The 19,323-nt window shown below is 62.4% G+C and carries 17 protein-coding genes; 9 read left to right on the forward strand and 8 right to left on the reverse strand.

Annotation, left to right across the window (positions count from 1 at the left end):
- The first annotated feature begins 22 nt into the window (after nucleotides 1-22).
- Nucleotides 23-778, forward strand: coding sequence for an L-ornithine N(alpha)-acyltransferase (gene olsB, locus PSH78_RS19890; RefSeq protein ID WP_305496260.1), 756 nt, complete (start codon nucleotides 23-25; stop codon nucleotides 776-778).
- Nucleotides 778-1,572, forward strand: coding sequence for a lysophospholipid acyltransferase family protein (locus tag PSH78_RS19895; RefSeq protein ID WP_305496261.1), 795 nt, complete (start codon nucleotides 778-780; stop codon nucleotides 1,570-1,572). The genes olsB and PSH78_RS19895 overlap by 1 nt, the downstream gene beginning before the upstream one ends.
- Nucleotides 1,573-1,623: 51 nt before the next feature.
- On the opposite strand, the gene PSH78_RS19900 is transcribed toward PSH78_RS19895, so the two are convergent.
- A complete protein-coding gene (locus tag PSH78_RS19900; protein ID WP_305496262.1) occupies nucleotides 1,624-2,208 on the reverse strand; it encodes an ACP phosphodiesterase in 585 nt (194 codons plus the stop codon).
- Nucleotides 2,209-2,360: 152 nt separating this feature from the next.
- Between PSH78_RS19900 and PSH78_RS19905 the strand changes: the two genes are divergently transcribed.
- From PSH78_RS19905 to PSH78_RS19915, 3 genes are read left to right on the forward strand one after another with little or no spacing between them, the layout of a single operon-like run.
- A complete protein-coding gene (locus tag PSH78_RS19905; protein WP_014336977.1) occupies nucleotides 2,361-2,663 on the forward strand; it encodes a helix-turn-helix transcriptional regulator in 303 nt (100 codons plus the stop codon).
- Between the two features lie 17 nt (nucleotides 2,664-2,680).
- Complete coding sequence (locus PSH78_RS19910; protein ID WP_305496263.1) at nucleotides 2,681-3,847, forward strand: MFS transporter; 1,167 nt, start codon at nucleotides 2,681-2,683, stop codon at nucleotides 3,845-3,847.
- 32 nt (nucleotides 3,848-3,879) lie between these two features.
- Entirely contained in the window at nucleotides 3,880-4,929 is a 1,050-nt protein-coding gene (locus PSH78_RS19915) for an alkene reductase (protein ID WP_305496264.1), read from the forward strand.
- A gap of 245 nt (nucleotides 4,930-5,174) precedes the next feature.
- Here the strand turns inward: PSH78_RS19915 and PSH78_RS19920 are convergent, their stop codons facing one another.
- Nucleotides 5,175-5,807: a TetR family transcriptional regulator gene (locus PSH78_RS19920; protein WP_305496265.1), complete on the reverse strand. Its 633-nt coding sequence runs from the start codon at nucleotides 5,805-5,807 to the stop codon at nucleotides 5,175-5,177.
- A 265-nt stretch (nucleotides 5,808-6,072) separates the two neighbouring features.
- Between PSH78_RS19920 and PSH78_RS19925 the strand changes: the two genes are divergently transcribed.
- The 4 genes from PSH78_RS19925 (at nucleotide 6,073) to PSH78_RS19940 (ending at nucleotide 13,534) form a co-directional block, all read left to right on the forward strand.
- Nucleotides 6,073-7,227, forward strand: a complete 1,155-nt coding sequence (locus PSH78_RS19925; RefSeq protein ID WP_305496266.1) for an efflux RND transporter periplasmic adaptor subunit — start codon at nucleotides 6,073-6,075, stop codon at nucleotides 7,225-7,227.
- Between the two features lie 3 nt (nucleotides 7,228-7,230).
- Nucleotides 7,231-10,395: an efflux RND transporter permease subunit EmhB gene (gene emhB, locus PSH78_RS19930; RefSeq protein ID WP_305496267.1), complete on the forward strand. Its 3,165-nt coding sequence runs from the start codon at nucleotides 7,231-7,233 to the stop codon at nucleotides 10,393-10,395.
- On the forward strand, nucleotides 10,392-11,849 hold the full coding sequence (gene adeC, locus PSH78_RS19935) for an AdeC/AdeK/OprM family multidrug efflux complex outer membrane factor (RefSeq protein WP_305496268.1): 1,458 nt from the start codon (nucleotides 10,392-10,394) through the stop codon (nucleotides 11,847-11,849). The genes emhB and adeC overlap by 4 nt, the downstream gene beginning before the upstream one ends.
- A gap of 431 nt (nucleotides 11,850-12,280) precedes the next feature.
- The gene (locus PSH78_RS19940) at nucleotides 12,281-13,534 is read left to right on the forward strand and encodes an OprD family porin (protein ID WP_305496269.1); all 1,254 of its coding nucleotides are present in this window, start codon (nucleotides 12,281-12,283) and stop codon (nucleotides 13,532-13,534) included.
- A 216-nt stretch (nucleotides 13,535-13,750) separates the two neighbouring features.
- On the opposite strand, the gene pcaC is transcribed toward PSH78_RS19940, so the two are convergent.
- The 6 genes from pcaC to pcaH form a co-directional block, all read right to left on the reverse strand.
- Complete coding sequence (gene pcaC, locus PSH78_RS19945; protein WP_305496270.1) at nucleotides 13,751-14,143, reverse strand: 4-carboxymuconolactone decarboxylase; 393 nt, start codon at nucleotides 14,141-14,143, stop codon at nucleotides 13,751-13,753.
- A 10-nt stretch (nucleotides 14,144-14,153) separates the two neighbouring features.
- Nucleotides 14,154-14,969 (reverse strand): 3-oxoadipate enol-lactonase, encoded by an 816-nt coding sequence (gene pcaD, locus PSH78_RS19950; RefSeq protein WP_305496271.1) that lies wholly within the window; start codon nucleotides 14,967-14,969, stop codon nucleotides 14,154-14,156.
- 12 nt (nucleotides 14,970-14,981) lie between these two features.
- The gene (locus PSH78_RS19955) at nucleotides 14,982-16,346 is read right to left on the reverse strand and encodes a 3-carboxy-cis,cis-muconate cycloisomerase (protein ID WP_305496272.1); all 1,365 of its coding nucleotides are present in this window, start codon (nucleotides 16,344-16,346) and stop codon (nucleotides 14,982-14,984) included.
- A 189-nt stretch (nucleotides 16,347-16,535) separates the two neighbouring features.
- Nucleotides 16,536-17,831, reverse strand: a complete 1,296-nt coding sequence (locus PSH78_RS19960; protein ID WP_305496273.1) for an MFS family transporter — start codon at nucleotides 17,829-17,831, stop codon at nucleotides 16,536-16,538.
- A 216-nt stretch (nucleotides 17,832-18,047) separates the two neighbouring features.
- Nucleotides 18,048-18,614, reverse strand: coding sequence for a protocatechuate 3,4-dioxygenase subunit alpha (gene pcaG / locus PSH78_RS19965; RefSeq protein ID WP_305496274.1), 567 nt, complete (start codon nucleotides 18,612-18,614; stop codon nucleotides 18,048-18,050).
- Nucleotide 18,615: 1 nt separating this feature from the next.
- Nucleotides 18,616-19,320 (reverse strand): protocatechuate 3,4-dioxygenase subunit beta, encoded by a 705-nt coding sequence (gene pcaH / locus PSH78_RS19970; RefSeq protein ID WP_305496275.1) that lies wholly within the window; start codon nucleotides 19,318-19,320, stop codon nucleotides 18,616-18,618.
- Between the last annotated feature and the right edge of the window lie 3 nt (nucleotides 19,321-19,323).

The raw sequence follows: 19,323 nt of genomic DNA on the forward strand, positions 1-19,323 counted from the left end.
AAAGCCCGCACGGAGATTCGCTATGACTCAGATCGCCCGCATCAGCGACACCGGCAATGAACGCCGCCTGCAAGCCGAACGCCTGATTGGCGCCAAGGCCTTGCAAGAAGCACAGGCCCTGCGCTTCAACGTCTTCAGCGGCGAATTCAACGCCAAGCTCAAGGGCGCGGAACTGGGTCTGGACATGGATGACTATGATGTTCACTGCGCCCACATCGGCGTACGCGACCTGAACACCGGCCGCCTCGTGGCGACCACCCGCCTGCTCGACCACCAGGCCGCCAGCAGCCTGGGCCGGTTCTACAGCGAAGAAGAATTCAGCCTGCACGGGCTGGTCCATCTCCAGGGTCCGATCCTGGAAATCGGCCGCACCTGCGTCGACCCGGCCTACCGCAACGGCGGCACCATCGCGGTGCTCTGGGGCGAACTGGCCGAAGTCCTCAATGAAGGCGGCTACAGCTACCTGATGGGTTGCGCGAGCATTCCGATGCAAGACGGCGGCATCCAGGCCCAGGCGATCATGCAACGCCTGCGCGAACGCTACCTGTGCACCGAACACCTGCAAGCCGTGCCGAAAAAACCCTTGCCGGCACTCGACGTTCCGTCCAACGTCATCGCCGAGATGCCACCGCTGCTCAAGGCGTACATGCGCCTGGGCGCGAAGATTTGCGGCGAGCCGTGCTGGGACGAGGATTTCCAGGTCGCCGACGTGTTCATTCTGCTCAAGCGCGACGAACTCTGCCCGCGTTATGCCCGCCACTTCAAGGCAGCGGTGTGATGAGCCGGCTGCGGGTGTACGCGCGAATCGCGCGCGTGTTGCTGGTCGTCGCGCTGGGCCTGGCCATGGCCAGTGTGTTCGGGCTGCTGGAACGCCTGGGGCTGGCCCATTCGATGGTGCGCCGCCAGCGCTGGTCGCGGTTTTTCATGGCGCGACTGAGCAATGCCCTGCCCTTTCGTGTCACCGTTCATGGACACCTGCCAAAGCAGCCGATGCTGTGGGTCAGCAACCATGTGTCCTGGACTGACATCCCGCTGCTGGGCATGCTCACGCCGCTGTCGTTCCTGTCCAAGGCCGAAGTGCGCACCTGGCCGGTGGCTGGATGGCTGGCGGCCAAGGCCGGCAGCCTGTTCATCCGGCGCGGCTCGGGCGACAGCCAGTTGATTCGCAAACAGATGAGCCGTCATCTGGAGCAAGCGCATCCGCTGCTCATGTTCCCCGAGGGCACGACCACCGACGGACGTTCGCTGCGCACGTTCCATGGGCGCCTGCTGTCGGCGGCCATTGATGCCGACGTGGCCTTGCAACCGGTGGCGATCCGTTACCTGCGTAACGGCGAACCCGACTTGCTGGCACCGTTCATTGGCGATGATGACCTGCTGTCGCACCTGATGCGCCTGTTTGCCAATGACCTGGGCGACGTGCAAATCCACTTGCTCGAGCCCATCGCCTGCCACGGCCAGGAACGCGCAGCCCTAGCGTTCCAGGCGCAGCAGGCGGTGCACAAGGCGCTGTTCGGAACAATTCCAGAGAAACAGCAAGCGCCGGTACGGCCTGCGGCGATTGCGGCTTGATCCGAAGCCTGTGAACTTCCCCTGAGGGAGCGAGCAGGCTCGCTCCCACGATCAATTTTGCGGTGTGATCTGGTTCTGCGCAAAATCCTGCAACTGCGGATAGAACAACCGAAAATCCTCGCTCAACGGCTCATACAGCCTGACCAACTCCCCCATCGCCCCGGCCAGTTCCTCGGGCCGCGACAGGCGCCGGGAAATACCGCGCAGCACCTGCCCGAGCACCTCGAATTCCTGATAGGAACCCAACCAGTCATCCGCCGCCATGAACGGCGCGATCTGCGCCAGGCGCCCGGGCAGTTGCGCTTCGGCGGCGAGCACCTGGTAGACCCGGGAAGTGAAATCCAGCAGCGGCCCTTCGCCGTACTGCGCCCAGTCGCGGGCCAGGCAATGGTCGAAAAACACATCCAGCACGATCCCGGCATAACGCCGGCGGACCGTGGAGAAGCGCGACAAGGCGATATCCACCAACGGATGGCGATCGGTGTACATGTCGATGCGTCGATGCAGGGCGATCGCCGCCTCGATCTGCGGAGTGAATTGCCCCTGCAGCGGCCCTTTGACGAAATCGCCGTAGAGGCTGCCGAGCAGTTGTTCCCGGCCAGGGCCGCCGAGGTGCAGGTGTGCGAGATAGTTCATGGCGGGCAGCTTACCATCGCCACGCCTATATCGTTATAACCCGATATAGCGATTTGTTCGTCCCTCAGATCAAATACATATTGGTATATCGCGAAGCAACGATTTAAGGTTCGCCTCATCGCGATATAGCGTTATTCATAAGAGCTGCCCCAATGACCCTCGACCTCGACGAAATAATAAAAGCCCTGGCGCACCCAGTACGGCGAGACATCCTCAACTGGCTCAAGGACCCCAAGGTCCAGTTCCCCGAACAGTTGCACAACCATGAATTCGGTATTTGCGCCGGCCAGATCGATCAGCGCTGCGGCCTTTCGCAGTCCACGGTTTCGGCGCATCTGGCGGTGTTGCAGCGGGCGGGGTTGATCACCAGCCAGAAGGTCGGTCAATGGCACTTCTTCAAACGCAACGAGGACGTGATCCAGCAATTCCTCAAGCAAATGAGCCAAGAGCTCTGACCTGACAAGGATTCGAAATGCCCCTTTCACTCTTGATCCTGGCGCTCAGCGCCTTCGCCATCGGCACGACGGAATTCGTCATCATGGGCCTGTTGCCCGATGTGGCGGCGGACCTCGGCGTATCGATTCCCGGCGCCGGCTGGCTGGTGACCGGCTATGCGCTGGGCGTGGCCATCGGTGCGCCGTTCATGGCAATGGCCACCGCGCGGCTGCCGCGCAAGGCTGCGCTGGTGGCGCTGATGGGGATTTTCATAGTCGGCAACCTGCTCTGCGCCGTTGCCAGCGACTACAACGTGCTGATGTTCGCCCGGGTCGTCACCGCCCTGTGTCACGGTGCGTTCTTCGGCATCGGCTCGGTGGTGGCGGCCGGCCTGGTGGCGCCGAACAAGCGCGCTTCGGCCGTGGCCCTGATGTTCACTGGCCTGACCCTGGCCAATGTGCTCGGCGTACCGCTGGGCACCGCACTGGGCCAACAGGCCGGCTGGCGCTCGACCTTCTGGGCCGTGACGGTCATCGGTGTGATCGCCCTGATCGGTCTGATCCGCTTCCTGCCGGCCAAGCGCGACGAGGAAAAACTCGACATGCGCGCCGAGCTGGTGGCGCTCAAGGGCGCAGGCCTGTGGCTGTCGCTGAGCATGACCGCGTTGTTCTCCGCCTCGGTGTTCACGTTGTTTACCTACGTCGCCCCCTTGCTCGGCGAAGTCACCGGCGTTTCGCCCCGTGGCGTGACCTGGACCCTGGTCCTGATCGGCCTCGGCCTGACGCTTGGCAACATCATCGGCGGCAAGCTGGCGGACAAGAGCCTGGCGAACACGCTGATGGGCGTCTTCCTGACCATGGCGCTGGTATCCACGGTACTGAGCTGGACCAGCGTGGCGCTGATCCCGACTGAAATCACCCTGTTCCTCTGGGCCACCGCCTGCTTTGCCGCCGTGCCGGCCCTGCAAGTCAACGTGGTGACCTTCGGCAAAGCCGCGCCAAACCTGGTGTCCACCCTGAACATCGGTGCCTTCAACATTGGCAATGCCTTGGGTGCCTGGGTCGGCGGCAGTGTCATCGACCATGGCCTGGGCCTGACAGCCGTGCCCCTGGCCGCCGGCGCGCTGGCCGTGCTGGCGCTGCTGGTAACCCTGATCACTTTTCGCCAGGGCGGCAATGCCGACCTGGCCCCTGCCACTCACTGACTTTTAACCCTTCACTTGCGAGGTTGCATTTCATGGCGACAATTTTCGACCCCATCAAACTCGGCGACATCGAGCTGAAAAACCGCATCATCATGGCCCCGCTCACCCGCTGCCGCGCTGACGCAGGCCGAGTACCCAATGCGCTGATGGCCGAGTATTACGTGCAGCGCGCCTCCGCCGGGCTGATCCTCAGCGAAGCCACTTCGGTAACGCCGATGGGCGTGGGCTACCCCGATACCCCAGGCATCTGGTCCAACGACCAGGTACGCGGCTGGGCCAACGTGACCAAAGCCATCCACGGCGCTGGCGGCAAGATTTTCCTGCAGCTCTGGCACGTCGGTCGGATTTCCCACCCGTCCTACCTGGACGGTGAGCTTCCGGTCGCTCCGAGCGCCATCCAGCCCAAGGGGCATGTGAGCCTGGTACGTCCGCTGGCCGACTACCCGACCCCGCGCGCATTGGAAACCGCGGAAATCGCCGACATCGTCGATGCCTACCGCGTGGGTGCCGAAAACGCCAAGGCCGCCGGGTTTGATGGCGTGGAAATTCACGGCGCCAACGGCTACCTGCTCGACCAGTTCCTGCAAAGCAGCACCAACCAGCGCACCGACAACTACGGCGGTTCCCTGGAGAACCGTGCTCGCCTGTTGCTGGAAGTGACTGACGCGGCGATCGAAGTCTGGGGCGCCGGCCGCGTGGGCGTGCACCTGGCACCGCGCGCCGATTCCCATGACATGGGCGACGAAAACCGCCTGGAAACTTTCAGCTATGTGGCCCGCGAACTGGGCAAGCGTGGCATCGCCTTCATCTGCTCGCGCGAGAAAGAAGGCGCGGACAGCATCGGCCCACAACTGAAGCAAGCGTTCGGCGGCCCGTACATTGCCAACGAGCGCTTCACCAAAGAGAGCGCCAATGCCTGGCTGGCGGAAGGCAAGGCTGACGCCGTGGCGTTCGGCGTGCCGTTCATTGCCAACCCGGACCTGCCGGCACGCTTGAAAGCCGATGCACCGCTGAACGAACCTCACCCGGAAACCTTCTATGGCAAGGGACCGGTGGGTTATATCGATTATCCCGTGCTGTAAACCCCGCGCCGTTTAAAGCAAAAGCCCCGACTCGAAAGAGCCGGGGCTTTTTTGTTGGCAAGCGGCGGATGTTAACAATCTGTCATCCAATCCCAACAAATTTCCTACAAATTAGGCGCTTTTGGACCTGTCATCGCGGCAACCATGCGTATATAAAAACAACCTGGTTTTATACGACACCGCCCGGGAGACGACGGCAACGTCCTACGCCATTGACATAACCGGTCGCAATTGCACACTTTGTTTCATTTGCGCAGGTTAGGGCTCAGGCGCAGCATGTCCAACCCGATATCCACCCAGCGCTCGGCCTCACCGGCCAGGGCGAAGCTGTCCGGCGCCAGCAGCCACTGATAGAGGATCCCGTCGATATAGGCATGGATAGCCACCGCAGCCCTCTCGGGATCCAGGTCATCTGGCATCTGCCCACGCTTCATTGCATTGCGCAGGGACAGCGCGATGCGCACGTTACAGTCAAGGCTGACCTCGCGCCGCTGCTGGCGCAAGTCGCACATTTCATCGGTGAATTCGCACTTATGGAACAGAATCTCATTAATGCGGCGGGTTTTCGGGTCCAGGGCCACTTGCTGGAACAACCTCACCAGCAGCTTGCGCACACACCCCAGCGGGTCGAGTTCCTCCTCGCTTTCGCTGGCGCGGGCCAGCTCATCGAGCGGCTCATGCAAGGTATCGAGCATGGCCTGGAGCAAATCCGCCTTGTTGCTGAAATGCCAGTAGATCGCACCACGCGTCACACCGGCCAGCGTCGCGATGTCGGCCAGCGTCGTTCGCGCCACGCCGCGCTCGAAGAAGGCCTTTTCGGCCGCTTCAAGGATCTGGCTGCGAGTCTCCAGGGCTTCTTCTTTGGTACGACGTACCATGGCAGTAAACACCTCAATCAGGATGCGTAAGCAATGCGTAAGGATCGGTTGGATAACCTATGAGGCAGTGCCTGTCGGAACGCGTCCCCGGACTGCATCGGCCTTTGTCAGGCTTTTGTAAATACGGATGGTACGCAATTTGGCTGTTTACAAACAACCATGTACGTAAGTATATTTCTTAGCAACCTATTAATTGAATAATGCTCATTTTTTAACCTTCCACTTTTCGAGTGCGCCTGTTGCGCGCCTGGACCCGAGGATTTCCATGCAATTCAAGCCAGCTGTTACCGCTCTGGTCACTGCCATCGCCCTGGCATCGCTGCTCAGCGGATGCAACAAGGAAGAGGCTGCCCCTGCCCCTCCCCCTCCTCAGGTCGGCGTCGTAACCCTCAAGACTCAGCCTTTTACCCTGACCTCCGAATTGCCGGGCCGCACCAGTGCGTTCCGCGTCGCCGAAGTGCGTCCGCAGGTCAACGGCATCATCCTCAAGCGCCTGTTCAAGGAAGGCGCCGACGTCAAGGCCGGCCAGCAGCTGTACCAGATCGACCCGGCCGTCTATGAAGCGAACCTCAAGAGCGCCGAGGCCAACCTGCGATCCACCAAGTCGATCGCCGATCGCTACAAGCAATTGGTCGACGAGCAGGCGGTCAGCCGCCAGGAGTACGACACCGCCGTGGCCAACCGCCTGGAGTCGGAAGCGAACCTGCAGACGGCCCAGATCAACGTGCGCTACACCAAGGTCTACGCGCCGATCTCCGGTCGCATCGGGCGCTCCTCGGTCACCGAGGGTGCGCTGGTGAGCAATGGCCAGACCGACGCCCTGGCGACCATCCAGCAACTCGATCCGATCTACGTCGACGTGACGCAGAGTTCCGTCGAGCTGCTGAACCTGCGCCGTGAGCTGGAAAGTGGTCGTTTGCAGAAGGCTGGCGATAACGCCGCCATGGTCAAGCTGACGCTGGAAGACGGCAGCCAGTATCCCCATGAAGGCAAGCTGGAGTTCTCCGAAGTCTCGGTCGATCAGACCACCGGCTCCGTGACCTTGCGCGCCGTGTTCCCCAACCCTGAGCACACGCTGCTGCCGGGCATGTTTGTCCACGCACAGCTGCAGGCCGGCGTGAACAGCGCCGCAATCCTGGCGCCGCAGCAAGGCGTGACCCGCGACCTCAAGGGTACGCCGACTGCGATGGTGGTGGGCGCGGACAACAAGGTCGAACTGCGTCAGCTCAAGGCCAGCCGTACCGTCGGCAGCCAGTGGCTGATCGAAGACGGCCTCAAGGCCGGTGATCGCCTGATCACCGAAGGCTTGCAGTACGTACGGCCAGGGGTGGAAGTCAAAGCCACCGAAGCCACCAACGTTGACGCAAAGAACCCGGCCCCCGCTCAGGCAGCTGACAAAGCCGCCGGCAAAGGGGAGTAAACCATGTCGAAATTCTTTATCGACCGTCCGATCTTCGCCTGGGTGATTGCCCTGGTGATCATGCTGGTCGGGGCCCTATCGATCCTCAAGTTGCCGATCAACCAGTACCCGAGCATCGCGCCGCCGGCCATTGCGATCCAGGTGACCTACCCGGGTGCATCCGCACAAACCGTGCAGGACACCGTGGTGCAGGTCATCGAGCAACAGCTCAACGGCATCGACAACCTGCGTTATGTGTCGTCGGAAAGTAACTCCGACGGCAGCATGACCATCACCGCAACCTTCGAGCAAGGCACCAACTCCGATACCGCGCAGGTCCAGGTGCAGAACAAGCTGAACCTGGCCACTCCGCTGTTGCCGCAGGAAGTGCAGCAACAGGGCATCCGCGTGACCAAGTCGGTGAGAAACTTCCTGATGGTGATCGGCGTGGTCTCGCGCGATGGCAGCATGACTCGTGAGGACCTGTCCAACTACATCGTGTCGAACATGCAGGACCCGATCTCGCGCACCAAGGGTGTCGGTGACTTCCAGGTCTTCGGTGCCCAGTACGCCATGCGGATCTGGCTCGACCCGGCCAAGTTGAACAAATTCAACCTGACCCCGGTCGACGTGAGCAACGCGGTTTCCGCGCAGAACGTCCAGGTCGCGTCCGGCCAGCTCGGCGGCCTACCCGCCCTGCCCGGCCAGCAGTTGAACGCCACCATCATCGGCAAGACCCGCCTGCAGACCGCCGAGCAGTTCAAGGCGATCCTGCTCAAGGTCAACCCGGACGGCTCGCAAGTGCGCGTCGGCGATGTCGCCGATGTGGCCCTCGGCGGCGAAAACTACAGCATCAACGCTCAGTTCAACGGCGCGCCGGCTTCCGGCCTGGCAGTGCGCCTGGCGACTGGCGCCAACGCCCTCGACACGGCCAAGGCCCTGCGCCAGACCGTCGATGACCTCAAGCCATTCTTCCCGCAAGGCCTGGAGGTGGTGTTCCCCTACGACACCACGCCAGTGGTGAGCGAATCGATCAAGGGCGTGATTGAAACCCTGATCGAAGCGGTCGCGCTGGTGTTCCTGGTGATGTTCCTGTTCCTGCAGAACTTCCGCGCCACCATCATCACCACGATGACGGTGCCGGTGGTACTGCTGGGTACTTTCGGTATCCTCGCCGCGTTCGGTTTCAGCATCAACACCCTGACCATGTTCGGTATGGTGTTGGCCATCGGCTTGCTGGTGGACGATGCCATCGTCGTGGTGGAAAACGTCGAACGGGTGATGAGCGAAGAAGGCCTGTCGCCCAAGGAAGCGACCAAGAAATCCATGGGCCAGATCCAGGGCGCCCTGGTGGGCATCGCCCTGGTGCTGTCGGCGGTACTCCTGCCGATGGCGTTCTTCGGCGGCTCCACCGGCGTGATCTACAAACAGTTCTCGATCACCATCGTCTCGGCCATGGCCCTGTCGGTGCTGGTTGCCCTGATCTTCACCCCGGCCCTGTGCGCCACCATGCTCAAGCCAATCCCCAAGGGCGAGCACGGCACGCCGAAACGCGGCTTCTTCGGCTGGTTCAACCGCAACTTCGACCGTGGCGTCCGCAGCTACGAGCGTGGCGTGGGCAACATGCTCAAGCACAAGGCCCCGTACCTGCTGGCCTACGTGATCATCCTGGTCGGCATGGTCTGGCTGTTCACCCGCATCCCGACCGCGTTCCTGCCGGAAGAAGACCAGGGCGTGCTGTTTGCCCAAGTGCAGACACCGGCCGGCTCCAGTGCCGAGCGCACCCAGGTGGTCGTGGACAAGATGCGTGAGTTCCTGCTGCGTCCGAGCAAGGACGGCGGTGAAGGGGATGGTGTGGCCTCGGTGTTTACGGTGACCGGCTTCAACTTCGCCGGTCGTGGCCAGAGCTCCGGCATGGCGTTCATCATGCTCAAGCCGTGGGAAGAGCGAAACGCCGACAACACCGTATTCAAGATCGCCGGCCGCGCCCAGCAGCACTTCTTCACGTTCCGCGACGCGATGGTGTTTGCCTTCGCTCCGCCAGCGGTGATGGAACTGGGTAACGCCACCGGTTTCGACGTGTTCCTGCAGGACCGCGCCGGCATCGGTCACGAAAAGCTGATGGAGGCTCGCAACCAGTTCCTGGGCATGGCTTCGCAGAGCAAGGTCCTGACCCAGGTGCGTCCGAACGGTCTCAACGACGAGCCCCAGTACCAGTTGGACATCGATGACGAGAAGGCCAGTGCCCTGGGCATCACCCTTTCGGACATCAACAACACGCTGTCGATTGCCCTCGGCAGTAACTATGTCAATGACTTCATCGACCGTGGTCGGGTGAAACGCGTCTACATCCAAGGCCGACCGGACGCGCGCATGAGCCCGGAGGACCTGAACAAATGGTACGTGCGCAACAGCGCCGGGACCATGGTGCCGTTCAGCGCCTTCGCCAAGGGCGAGTGGACCTACGGTTCGCCGAAACTGGCCCGTTACAACGGCGTGGAAGCGATGGAAGTCCTCGGTGCTCCGGCGCCAGGTTATTCCACGGGTGAAGCGATGGCCGAAGTCGAGGCCATTGCGCAGAAGCTGCCGGCGGGTGTCGGCATCTCCTGGACCGGCCTGTCGTACGAGGAACGCCTGTCGGGTTCCCAGGCGCCGGCACTGTACGCGCTCTCGCTGCTGATGGTATTCCTCTGCCTGGCGGCGCTGTATGAAAGCTGGTCGATTCCGATCGCGGTCATGCTCGTGGTGCCGCTGGGGATTATCGGTGCCCTGCTGGCCACCAGCCTGCGCGGCCTGTCCAACGACGTGTACTTCCAGGTGGGCCTGTTGACGACCATCGGCCTGGCGGCGAAAAACGCCATCCTGATCGTCGAGTTCGCCAAGGAGCTCCATGAACAGGGCCGGACCCTGGTGGAGGCCGCGATCGAAGCCTGCAGGATGCGTCTGCGGCCGATCATCATGACCTCCCTGGCGTTCATCCTCGGCGTCGTGCCACTGGCCATTTCCACCGGCGCCGGCTCGGGCAGCCAGCACGCCATCGGTACCGGCGTGATTGGCGGTATGCTCACCGCGACCATCCTGGCAATCTTCTGGGTGCCATTGTTCTTCGTGACGGTGTCGTCAATCGGTCGGCGTAAAAATATCGACCAGGACAACACTCCTGAAACTTCTAAAGAGGCTGGCCAATGAGCAAGTCGCTACTTTCCCTGACCATCGCCGCCGTCGTGCTCAGCGGATGCTCGCTGATACCCGACTATCAGCGGCCCGAAGCACCGGTCGCGGCGCAGTACCCGCAAGGGCCGGCCTACGAGCCGGCCAAAGCACCCGGCCAGGCCGCCGCCGAACAGGGCTGGAAACAGTTCTTCCACGACCCGGCGCTGCAACAGCTGATCCAGGTCGCCCTGGAAAACAACCGCGACCTGCGCGTCGCGGCGCTGAACATCGACGCCTACGCCGCGCAGTACCGCATCCAGCGCGCCGACCTGTTCCCGGCGGTCTCGGCCACCGGTTCAGGCAGCCGCCAACGGGTGCCGGCACGCGCCTCGCAAACCGGTGAAGCGGCAATCAGCAGCTCCTACTCGGCGACGCTGGGGATCAGCGCCTACGAACTGGACCTGTTCGGTCGCGTCCGCAGCCTGAGCGAGCAAGCGTTGCAAAGCTACTTCGCCACCGAAGAAGCCCGCCGCAGCACCCAGATCAGCCTGGTGGCCAACGTCGCCAACGCTTACCTGACCTGGCAGGCCGACAAGGAACTGCTCAAGTTGACCCAGGATACCCTCGGCACCTATGAGCAAAGCCTGAAGCTGACCTCGCGCAGCGCCGAAGTCGGGGTGGCCTCGGCCCTGGACTTGAGCCAAGCCCGTACGGCGGTGGAAAACGCCCGCGTGCAACTGGCCCGCTACACCCGCCAGGTGGCCCAGGACGAAAACAGCCTGACCCTGCTGCTGGGCACCGGCCTGCCGGCCAACCTGCAGACACAACCGCTGAGCGCTGACCTGCTCAGCGAAGTGCCACCGGGCTTGCCGTCGGACCTGCTGCAACGGCGCCCGGACATCCTCCAGGCCGAACGCAACCTGCTCGCCGCCAACGCCAATATCGGCGCCGCGCGGGCCGCGTTCTTCCCAAGCATCAGCCTGACGGCCAATGCCGGCACCCTCAGCCCGGACCTGTCCGGCCTGTTCAAGGGCGGCTCGGGCACCTGGACCTTCGCTCCGCAGATCAACCTGCCGATCTTCAACGCCGGCAGCCTGCGGGCAAGCCTGGACTACGCCAAGATCCAGAAAGACATCAACGTCGCGCAGTATGAGCAGTCGATCCAGACCGCGTTCCAGGAAGTCTCCGACGGCCTGGCCGCCCGCCAGACCTACAACGAACAGTTGCAGGCACAGACCGACTTCGTCGCCGCCAACCAGGACTACTACCGCCTGGCCGAGCGTCGCTACCGCATCGGCGTCGACAGCAACCTGACCTTCCTCGACGCCCAGCGCCAGTTGTTCAGCGCACAGCAATCGCTGATCACCGATCGCCTTGCGCAACTGACCAGCGAGGTCAATTTGTACAAGGCCCTGGGCGGCGGCTGGAATGCCGAGACGGGCAAGCGCGAACCGATCGCGGAGAAAGCGCCAGAGACGAAGTTGTTTTGATGGATGCTTGAACGCTGAACACGAAGCCCACCGAAAGGTGGGCTTTTTGTTTGCGCCTGATTCCCAGCCCCAACACAAATTCAACTGTGGGAGCGAGCCTGCTCGCGAAGAGGTTATTACATCCAGCATCTTCGTCACTGAAACTCCGCCTTCGCGAGCAGGCTCGCTCCCACAGGAATCTCGTCCGCTCGTTCGTTGTTTTGCCGTTCGATAATCGCCCAAAACCGTCAAACGCCAATTGAACCGATCCCGGGCGGCCCTTCACCATCGCTCGCACAAAACCAATAACAACAGGTTCGAAGCCATGCTCCCACGCCCTGCACCGTCCGGCTGATCCTCAGCCACTTCAACGTCCAGCCCCACCGTACCGCCTGCACCCCAAAGTTGCGGCAACGACTCGCTTCGTCCACAGAAAAACAAGAGACACGCCCATGAAACCCACACAGCAAGTTTTCCCCAGCCTCATTGCCGTCGCGCTGTCCGGCGTAGCACTGCCGGTGTTGTCAGCGGAATCGGGGTTCGTCGAGGACGCCAAGGCCACGCTGAACCTGCGTAACTTCTACTTCAACCGCAACTTCACCAACCCGGACAACGCCCAAGGCAAGGCCGAGGAATGGACTCAAAGCTTCATCCTCGACGCCAAGTCCGGTTTCACCCAAGGCACAGTCGGTTTCGGCGTGGACGTGCTCGGCCTGTACTCGGTCAAGCTCGACGGCGGTCGCGGCACCGCCGGTACCCAGTTGCTGCCGGTGCACGATGACGGTCGCCCGGCCGATGACTTCGGCCGTTTGGGCGTGGCCCTCAAGGCCAAGGTCTCGAAGACTGAATTGAAAGTCGGCGAGTGGATGCCGGTGCTGCCGATCCTGCGTTCCGACGATGGCCGCTCCCTGCCGCAAACCTTCCAGGGCGGCCAGGTCACCTCCACCGAGATCAACGGCCTGAGCCTCTATGGCGGTCAGTTCCGTGGCAACAGCCCGCGTAACGACGCGAGCATGGAAGACATGTCGATGAACGGCCGCAGCGCCTTCACTTCCGACCGTTTCAATTTCGGCGGCGGCGAATATGCCTTCAACGAAAAACGCACCCAGGTCGGCGTCTGGTACGCGGAACTGTCCGACATCTACCAGCAGCAATATTTCAACCTGACCCACAGCCAACCCATGGGCGACTGGACCCTCGGCGCCAACCTTGGCTACTTCATCGGCAAGGAAGACGGCAGCGCCCTGGCCGGCGATCTCGACAACAAGACCGCGTTCGCCATGCTCTCGGCCAAATACGGTGGCAACACCTTCTATGTCGGCCTGCAGAAAGTCGGCGGCGATGACGCCTGGATGCGCGTCAACGGCACCAGCGGCGGCACTCTGGCGAACGACAGCTACAACTCCAGCTACGATAACGCCAAGGAAAAATCCTGGCAGTTGCGCCACGACTTCAACTTCGCCGCCGTCGGCGTGCCGGGCCTGACCCTGATGAACCGCTACATCAGTGGTGACAACGTGCACACCGCCACGGTCGACGATGGCAAGGAATGGGGCCGCGAGACTGAGCTGGCTTATACCGTGCAGAGCGGTGCGCTGAAGAGTCTCAACGTGAAATGGCGCAACTCGACGATGCGCCGGGACTTCAATACCAATGAGTTCGATGAGAACCGGTTGATCGTCAGCTATCCGATCAGCTTGTTGTGAAGCCGAAGCGGAGGGTCAGTTGGGATGGATGTCGGCTGATCCACCGCTTTCGCGAGCAGGCTCGCTCCCACACCGGATCTTCGGTGGTCATCGAATTTGCATACGACATAAATTCATTGTGGGAGCGAGCCTGCTCGCGAAGGCATCATCACATCCAACATCGATGCGAGCTGACCTACCGCCTTCGCGAGTGGGCTCGCTCCCACAGCGATGAAGTCAGGTTCGTGATTCGGTGCCCAGTTCATCCCAGACGGATTCGGCCAGGTGGAAGGTGGCATTGGCCGCCGGGATGCCGCAGTAGATGGCGCTCTGCATGATCACTTCCTTGATCTCGCTGCGGCTCACGCCATTATTGGCGGCGGCGCGCAGGTGCAGCTTGAGTTCTTCGTTGCGGTTCATGCCGATCAGCATGGCGATGGTGATCAGGCTGCGGGTATGGCGCGGCAGGCCCGGGCGGGTCCAGATGTCGCCCCAGGCGTGGCGGGTGATCATCTCCTGGAATTCGCTGTTGAATTCGGTCAGTGCATTGAGGCTGCGGTCGACGTGGGCATCGCCCAGCACCGCGCGGCGTACTTGCATGCCTTCGTCGTAACGTTGTTTCTCGTCCACAAAAAACTCCTCAGGCGCGGCCAGTATCAAGCAGGAAATCCAATACCCGCGCGCTGAACGCGGCGCCGGCCTGGACGTTGGACAAGTGCGCGGCATGAAACTCGGCGTATTCGGCGCCCTCGACCCGCTCTTGGATAAACCGTCCGCCCGCTGGCGGCGTCACGGCATCTTCGGTGCCAGCGATCACCAGCAATGGCACACGGATCAGCGATAGCTGCTCACGGAAATCGGCATCGCGCACTGCGGCGCAGTTGGCCGCATAGCCTTGGGGCGAGGTCGCCGCCAGCATGTCGGTAATTTTTTCCGCCGTCGCCGGATGGGCCTTGGCGAAATCCGGCGTGAACCAGCGGGCAATCGACGCATCACGCAACGCTATCATCGCCGCCTTGCCATCACGCAGCACGGTTTCGATGCGCGGGTTCCACATCGAAGGGTCGCCAATCTTCGCGGCGGTGTTGCACACCACCAGTTTGTGCAGGCGCTCGCCGGCGTTGATTCCCAGCCACTGGCCGATCAGGCCACCCATGGACAGGCCGCAGAAATGCACCTTGTCGATGTCCAGCGCATCAAGCATCGCCAGCACGTCGCGGCCCAGCTGTTCGATGCTGTAGGGGCCCTCGGTGACCAGCGACCGGCCGTGACCACGGGTGTCGAAACGCAAGACCCGAAAGTGTTCGCTGAACGCCGCGACCTGCTCGTCCCACATATGCAAATCGGTGCCCAGGGAGTTGGAGAGCACCAGCACCGGGGCGTCTTGCGGCCCGTCCAATCGCCGCTCATCAAAACAATAGTTCAGATCGCCCTCGGCGAGTTTGACCAATCCCACAACAATCTCCTTTCAGGCATTCAAGGCAAGGTGTTCGGCCACCGCTCGGGCAACCCAGGCCTGGGCTTGTCCGAGGTAGTGGGCCGGGTCGAGCAGATGATCAAGCTCGGTCGCGGATAACTGCGCGGTGACCTGGGCTTCTTCCCCCAGCACCTCGCGCAAATGCCGTTGTTCGGCCACCGCGCGCTTGCAGCATTGCTCCAGCAGATGATGCGCGGTGTCGCGACCAACCCGCTGGGCCAGGACGATGCTGACGGCTTCGGCCAGCACCAGCCCTTGGGTCAGTTCCAGGTTGCGGGCCATGCGCGTCGCATCCACTTCCAGCCCTTCGGCCAGCAGTCGCGCCTGTTGCAGCGCACCGGACACCAGGCAGCAGATGTCCGGCAGGGTTTCCCATTCGGCATGCCACAGGCCGAGGCTGCGCTCATGTTCCTGAGGCATGGCGCTGAACAGCGTCGACAACAGACCGGGGACGCGCGTCGCAGCGCCGATCAACACCGCCGCGCCCACCGGGTTGCGCTTGTGGGGCATGGTCGACGAACCGCCTTTGCCCGGTGCCGACGGTTCGAACGCCTCGCCTGCCTCGGTCTGCATCAACAGGCTGACGTCGCGCCCCAGTTTGCCCAGGCTGCCGGCGATCAAGCCCAGCACCGCGCCGAACTCCACCAAGCGATCGCGCTGGGTGTGCCAAGGCTGCTCCGGCAGGTTCAGTTGCAGCTCGGCGGCCAAGGCTTCGGCCACCGGCAGCGCCTGTTCCCCCAGGGCGGCGAGAGTCCCGGAGGCGCCGCCAAATTGCAGCACCAACAGGCGTGGCTTGAGCTCCCGCAGGCGCTGGCGACTGCGCGTGACGGCCCCCAGCCAGCCGGCGATTTTCATCCCCAGGGTGACCGGCGTGGCGTGTTGCAGCCAGGTGCGCCCGGCCAGCGGCGTGGCGGCGTAACGTTCGGCTTGTCGAGCCAGGGTGACGGCCAGTTGCGCCAGTTCACCTTCGATCAGTCCGAGCGCCTGGCGCAGTTGCAGCACCAAGCCACTGTCCATCACGTCCTGGCTGGTTGCGCCCAAGTGCACGTAGCGCTCGGCCTCGGCGCTCTCGGCAGCGATGCGCTTGCCCAACGCCTTGACCAGCGGGATCGCCGAATTGCCGGCGCTGGCAATCGCTTCGCTCAACGCCGAAAAGTCGTACAGCTGAGCGCGACAGGCATTCCCGATCGGCGCCACCGCCTCCTGGGGGATCAGCCCAACCCGCGCCTCGGCCCGGGCCAGCGCCGCCTCAAAGTCGAGCATCGCCTGCACACGCCCCGCATCGCAGAACACTTCGCGCATGTCGCGGGCGGTGAAGTAGGCATCGAACAGCTGATTGCCCGGTCGTTCGCTCATAAACAGTCCTTCGAAAAATGGGAAGCCTCTATGGCCAGATATTCCTGTGGCGAGGGGATTTATCCCCGCTGGGCTGCACAGCAGCCCCAAACAGTCGACTCGATCTGCCTGACACACCGAGTTGCGGATCAGGGGCGCTTCGCACCCCAACGGGGATGAATCCCCTCGCCACAATGAATCAACCAAGCCTTAAAGATCGTGGTGCAAATACGCCGGTTGTTTTGGCAGCCGCAGGCTGAACAGGAACGCAACGACCATCATCACCGTGACATACCAATAAAAGGCGTTTTCCATACCTTGGGCTTTCAGGCTCAAGGCAACGTACTCGGCCGAACCGCCAAAAATCGCGTTCGCCACCGCGTAGGCCAACCCTACTCCCAGCGCCCGCACTTCTGGTGGAAACATTTCGGCTTTCACCAGGCCACTGATGGAGGTGTAGAAGCTGACGATCGCCAAGGCGAAGGTGATCAGGACAAACGCCAGGAACGGGTTGCTGGTGCTTTTTAGCGTCAGCAGAATCGGCACGGTGCACAACGCCCCCAGCCCGCCGAACCAGAGCATGGAGTTACGCCGGCCAATCTTGTCCGCGAGCATGCCGAACAGCGGTTGCATGCACATGTAGAGAAACAGCGCGCCGGTCATGATGTAACTGGCGGTCTTGGCATGCAGGCCGGCGGTGTTCACCAGGTACTTCTGCATGTAAGTGGTGAAGGTGTAGAAAATCAGCGAACCGCCGGCGGTGTAGCCCAGCACGGTGATGAACGCGGCCTTGTGGTCGCGAAACAGCGCAGCGATGCTGCCGGCGTCCTTGTTTTCGCGCATTTCCTTGCTGGAGGTTTCCTTCAGGGACCGGCGCAGGAACAGGGAAATCAACGCGGCGGCGGCGCCCACCACGAACGGGATTCGCCAACCGTAAGCGCGCAGTTCGTCTTCGCTGAGAAACTGCTGCAGGATCACCACCAGCGACACCGCCAAAAGCTGTCCGCCGATCAGCGTCACGTACTGGAACGAGGCAAAAAAGCCGCGTTGCCCCTTGAGGGCGACTTCGCTCATGTAGGTCGCGGTCGTGCCGTACTCGCCGCCCACCGACAGGCCTTGCAGCAGGCGAGCGAACAGCAGCAGCACCGGCGCCCAGACGCCGATGTCCTTGTAGGTGGGCAGGCAGGCGATGAGCAACGAGCCGAAGCACATCATCATCACCGAGATCATCATTGAATTCTTGCGCCCGTGACGGTCCGCTACCCGGCCGAAAATCCAGCCGCCAATGGGCCGCATCAGGAACCCGGCGGCGAATACCCCCGCCGTGTTGACCAGTTGCACCGTCGGATTGTCCGATGGGAAAAACGCCGGGGCGAAATAAATCGCGCAGAACGCATAGACGTAGAAGTCGAACCATTCGACCAGGTTGCCGGATGAGGCACCGACGATGGCGAAGATGCGCTTGCTGCGTTCTTCGCCGGTGTAGTGGCTGATTGGGGTGGTCATGGGTTAATCACTCGTTGGGGACTGACGAAGTCTAGACATACTTCGTAACACTCCCGTTCCACAGTCTTGCCTCCCGTGGCGAGGGAGCTTGCTCCCGCTCGGCTGCGTAGCAGTCGCAAAACCAGGCTGCGCGCTGCTTTGATACACCGCGTCGCCTGCCATGGGCTTGCTGCGCAAGCCAGCGGGAGCAAGCTCCCTCGCCACGGGGGTTTTCAATCAGTAATCGAAGAACACTGTCTCGGCATCCGTGCCCTGGAGAATCACGTTCCACTGGTAAACACCCGATGCATCGGGCCTGGCCACGATGGTGTCGCGACGCTCCTCGGGTACGCAGGCCAGCAGTGGATCAGCTTCGTTGGCGGGTTCGTCGGCGAAATAGATGCGCGTCAACAGGTGCTTGACCAACCCGCGAGCGAATACCAGCACGACAAGATGCGGCGCCTGGGTCGTACCGCCCAACCCCGGCACGGTGCCCGGCTTGATGGTGGTGAAGCGGAACCGCCCTTCGGCATCCACCGGCACCCGGCCGAAACCGTCGAAATGCGGGTCCAGCGGTTTGTCCTGATCGTCTTCCGGGTGAGCGTATTTACCGGCGGCGTTGGCTTGCCAGACTTCCAGCATGGCGTCGTTGACGAACTGGCCGTTGCCGTCGATCACTTGCCCGGTGATCGCCACCCGCTGGCCGAGCGTCTGGGCGTCGGTCAGGTCTTCGCGATTCAGCCACGTCAGGCCGATGTGGTAGTAAGGCCCGACGGTATGGGACGTAGTGGCGTTGAGCGTCATCTTATTTCTCCATCGGCGTGGCTTCGCGGCCGCGCAAGACGATGTCCCAGCGATAACCGAGGGCGTAGTGAGGAATGGTTTTTTCCAGGTCGAAGCTGGCGATCAAGCGTTCCTTGGCACGGGTGTCCGGCACGCAGTTGTAGATCGGGTCGTATTCCAGCAACGGATCACCGGGGAAATACATCTGCGTGACCAGGCGCGTCAGGATGCTCGGCCCGAACAATGAAAAATGGATATGCGCCGGGCGCCAGGCGTTGTGGTGGTTGCCCCACGGATAGGCGCCGGGCTTGATGGTCTGGAACTGATACCCGCCATCGGCATCGGTCACGGTGCGACCGGTGCCGGTGAAGTTCGGGTCCAGCGGCGCATCGTGGTTGTCACGGTCGTGGTTGTAGCGACCGGCGGCGTTGGCCTGCCAGATCTCGATCAGGATGCCCGGCACCGGCTCGCCGTGCTCATCGAGCACGCGCCCGTGAATGATGATCCGTTCACCCAGCGGCTCACCGGCATGCTGGGCGGTCAGGTCATGGTCCTTCTCCTGAAGACGATCAGCACCTACGGTCGGCCCGGTGATTTCCGACAATGAATGGGGCAGGTACACCAACGGCTTTGACGGCGAGCGCAGGTTGGTGGACTGGTACGGCGGGTGCAGATACTCCGGCTGAGTGCCCGCTTGAGGGCGACGGTAACCAGGCTTGTCAGTCATGCA

Source organism: Pseudomonas sp. FP198, from assembly GCF_030687895.1.
Classification (GTDB): Bacteria; Pseudomonadota; Gammaproteobacteria; order Pseudomonadales; family Pseudomonadaceae; genus Aquipseudomonas.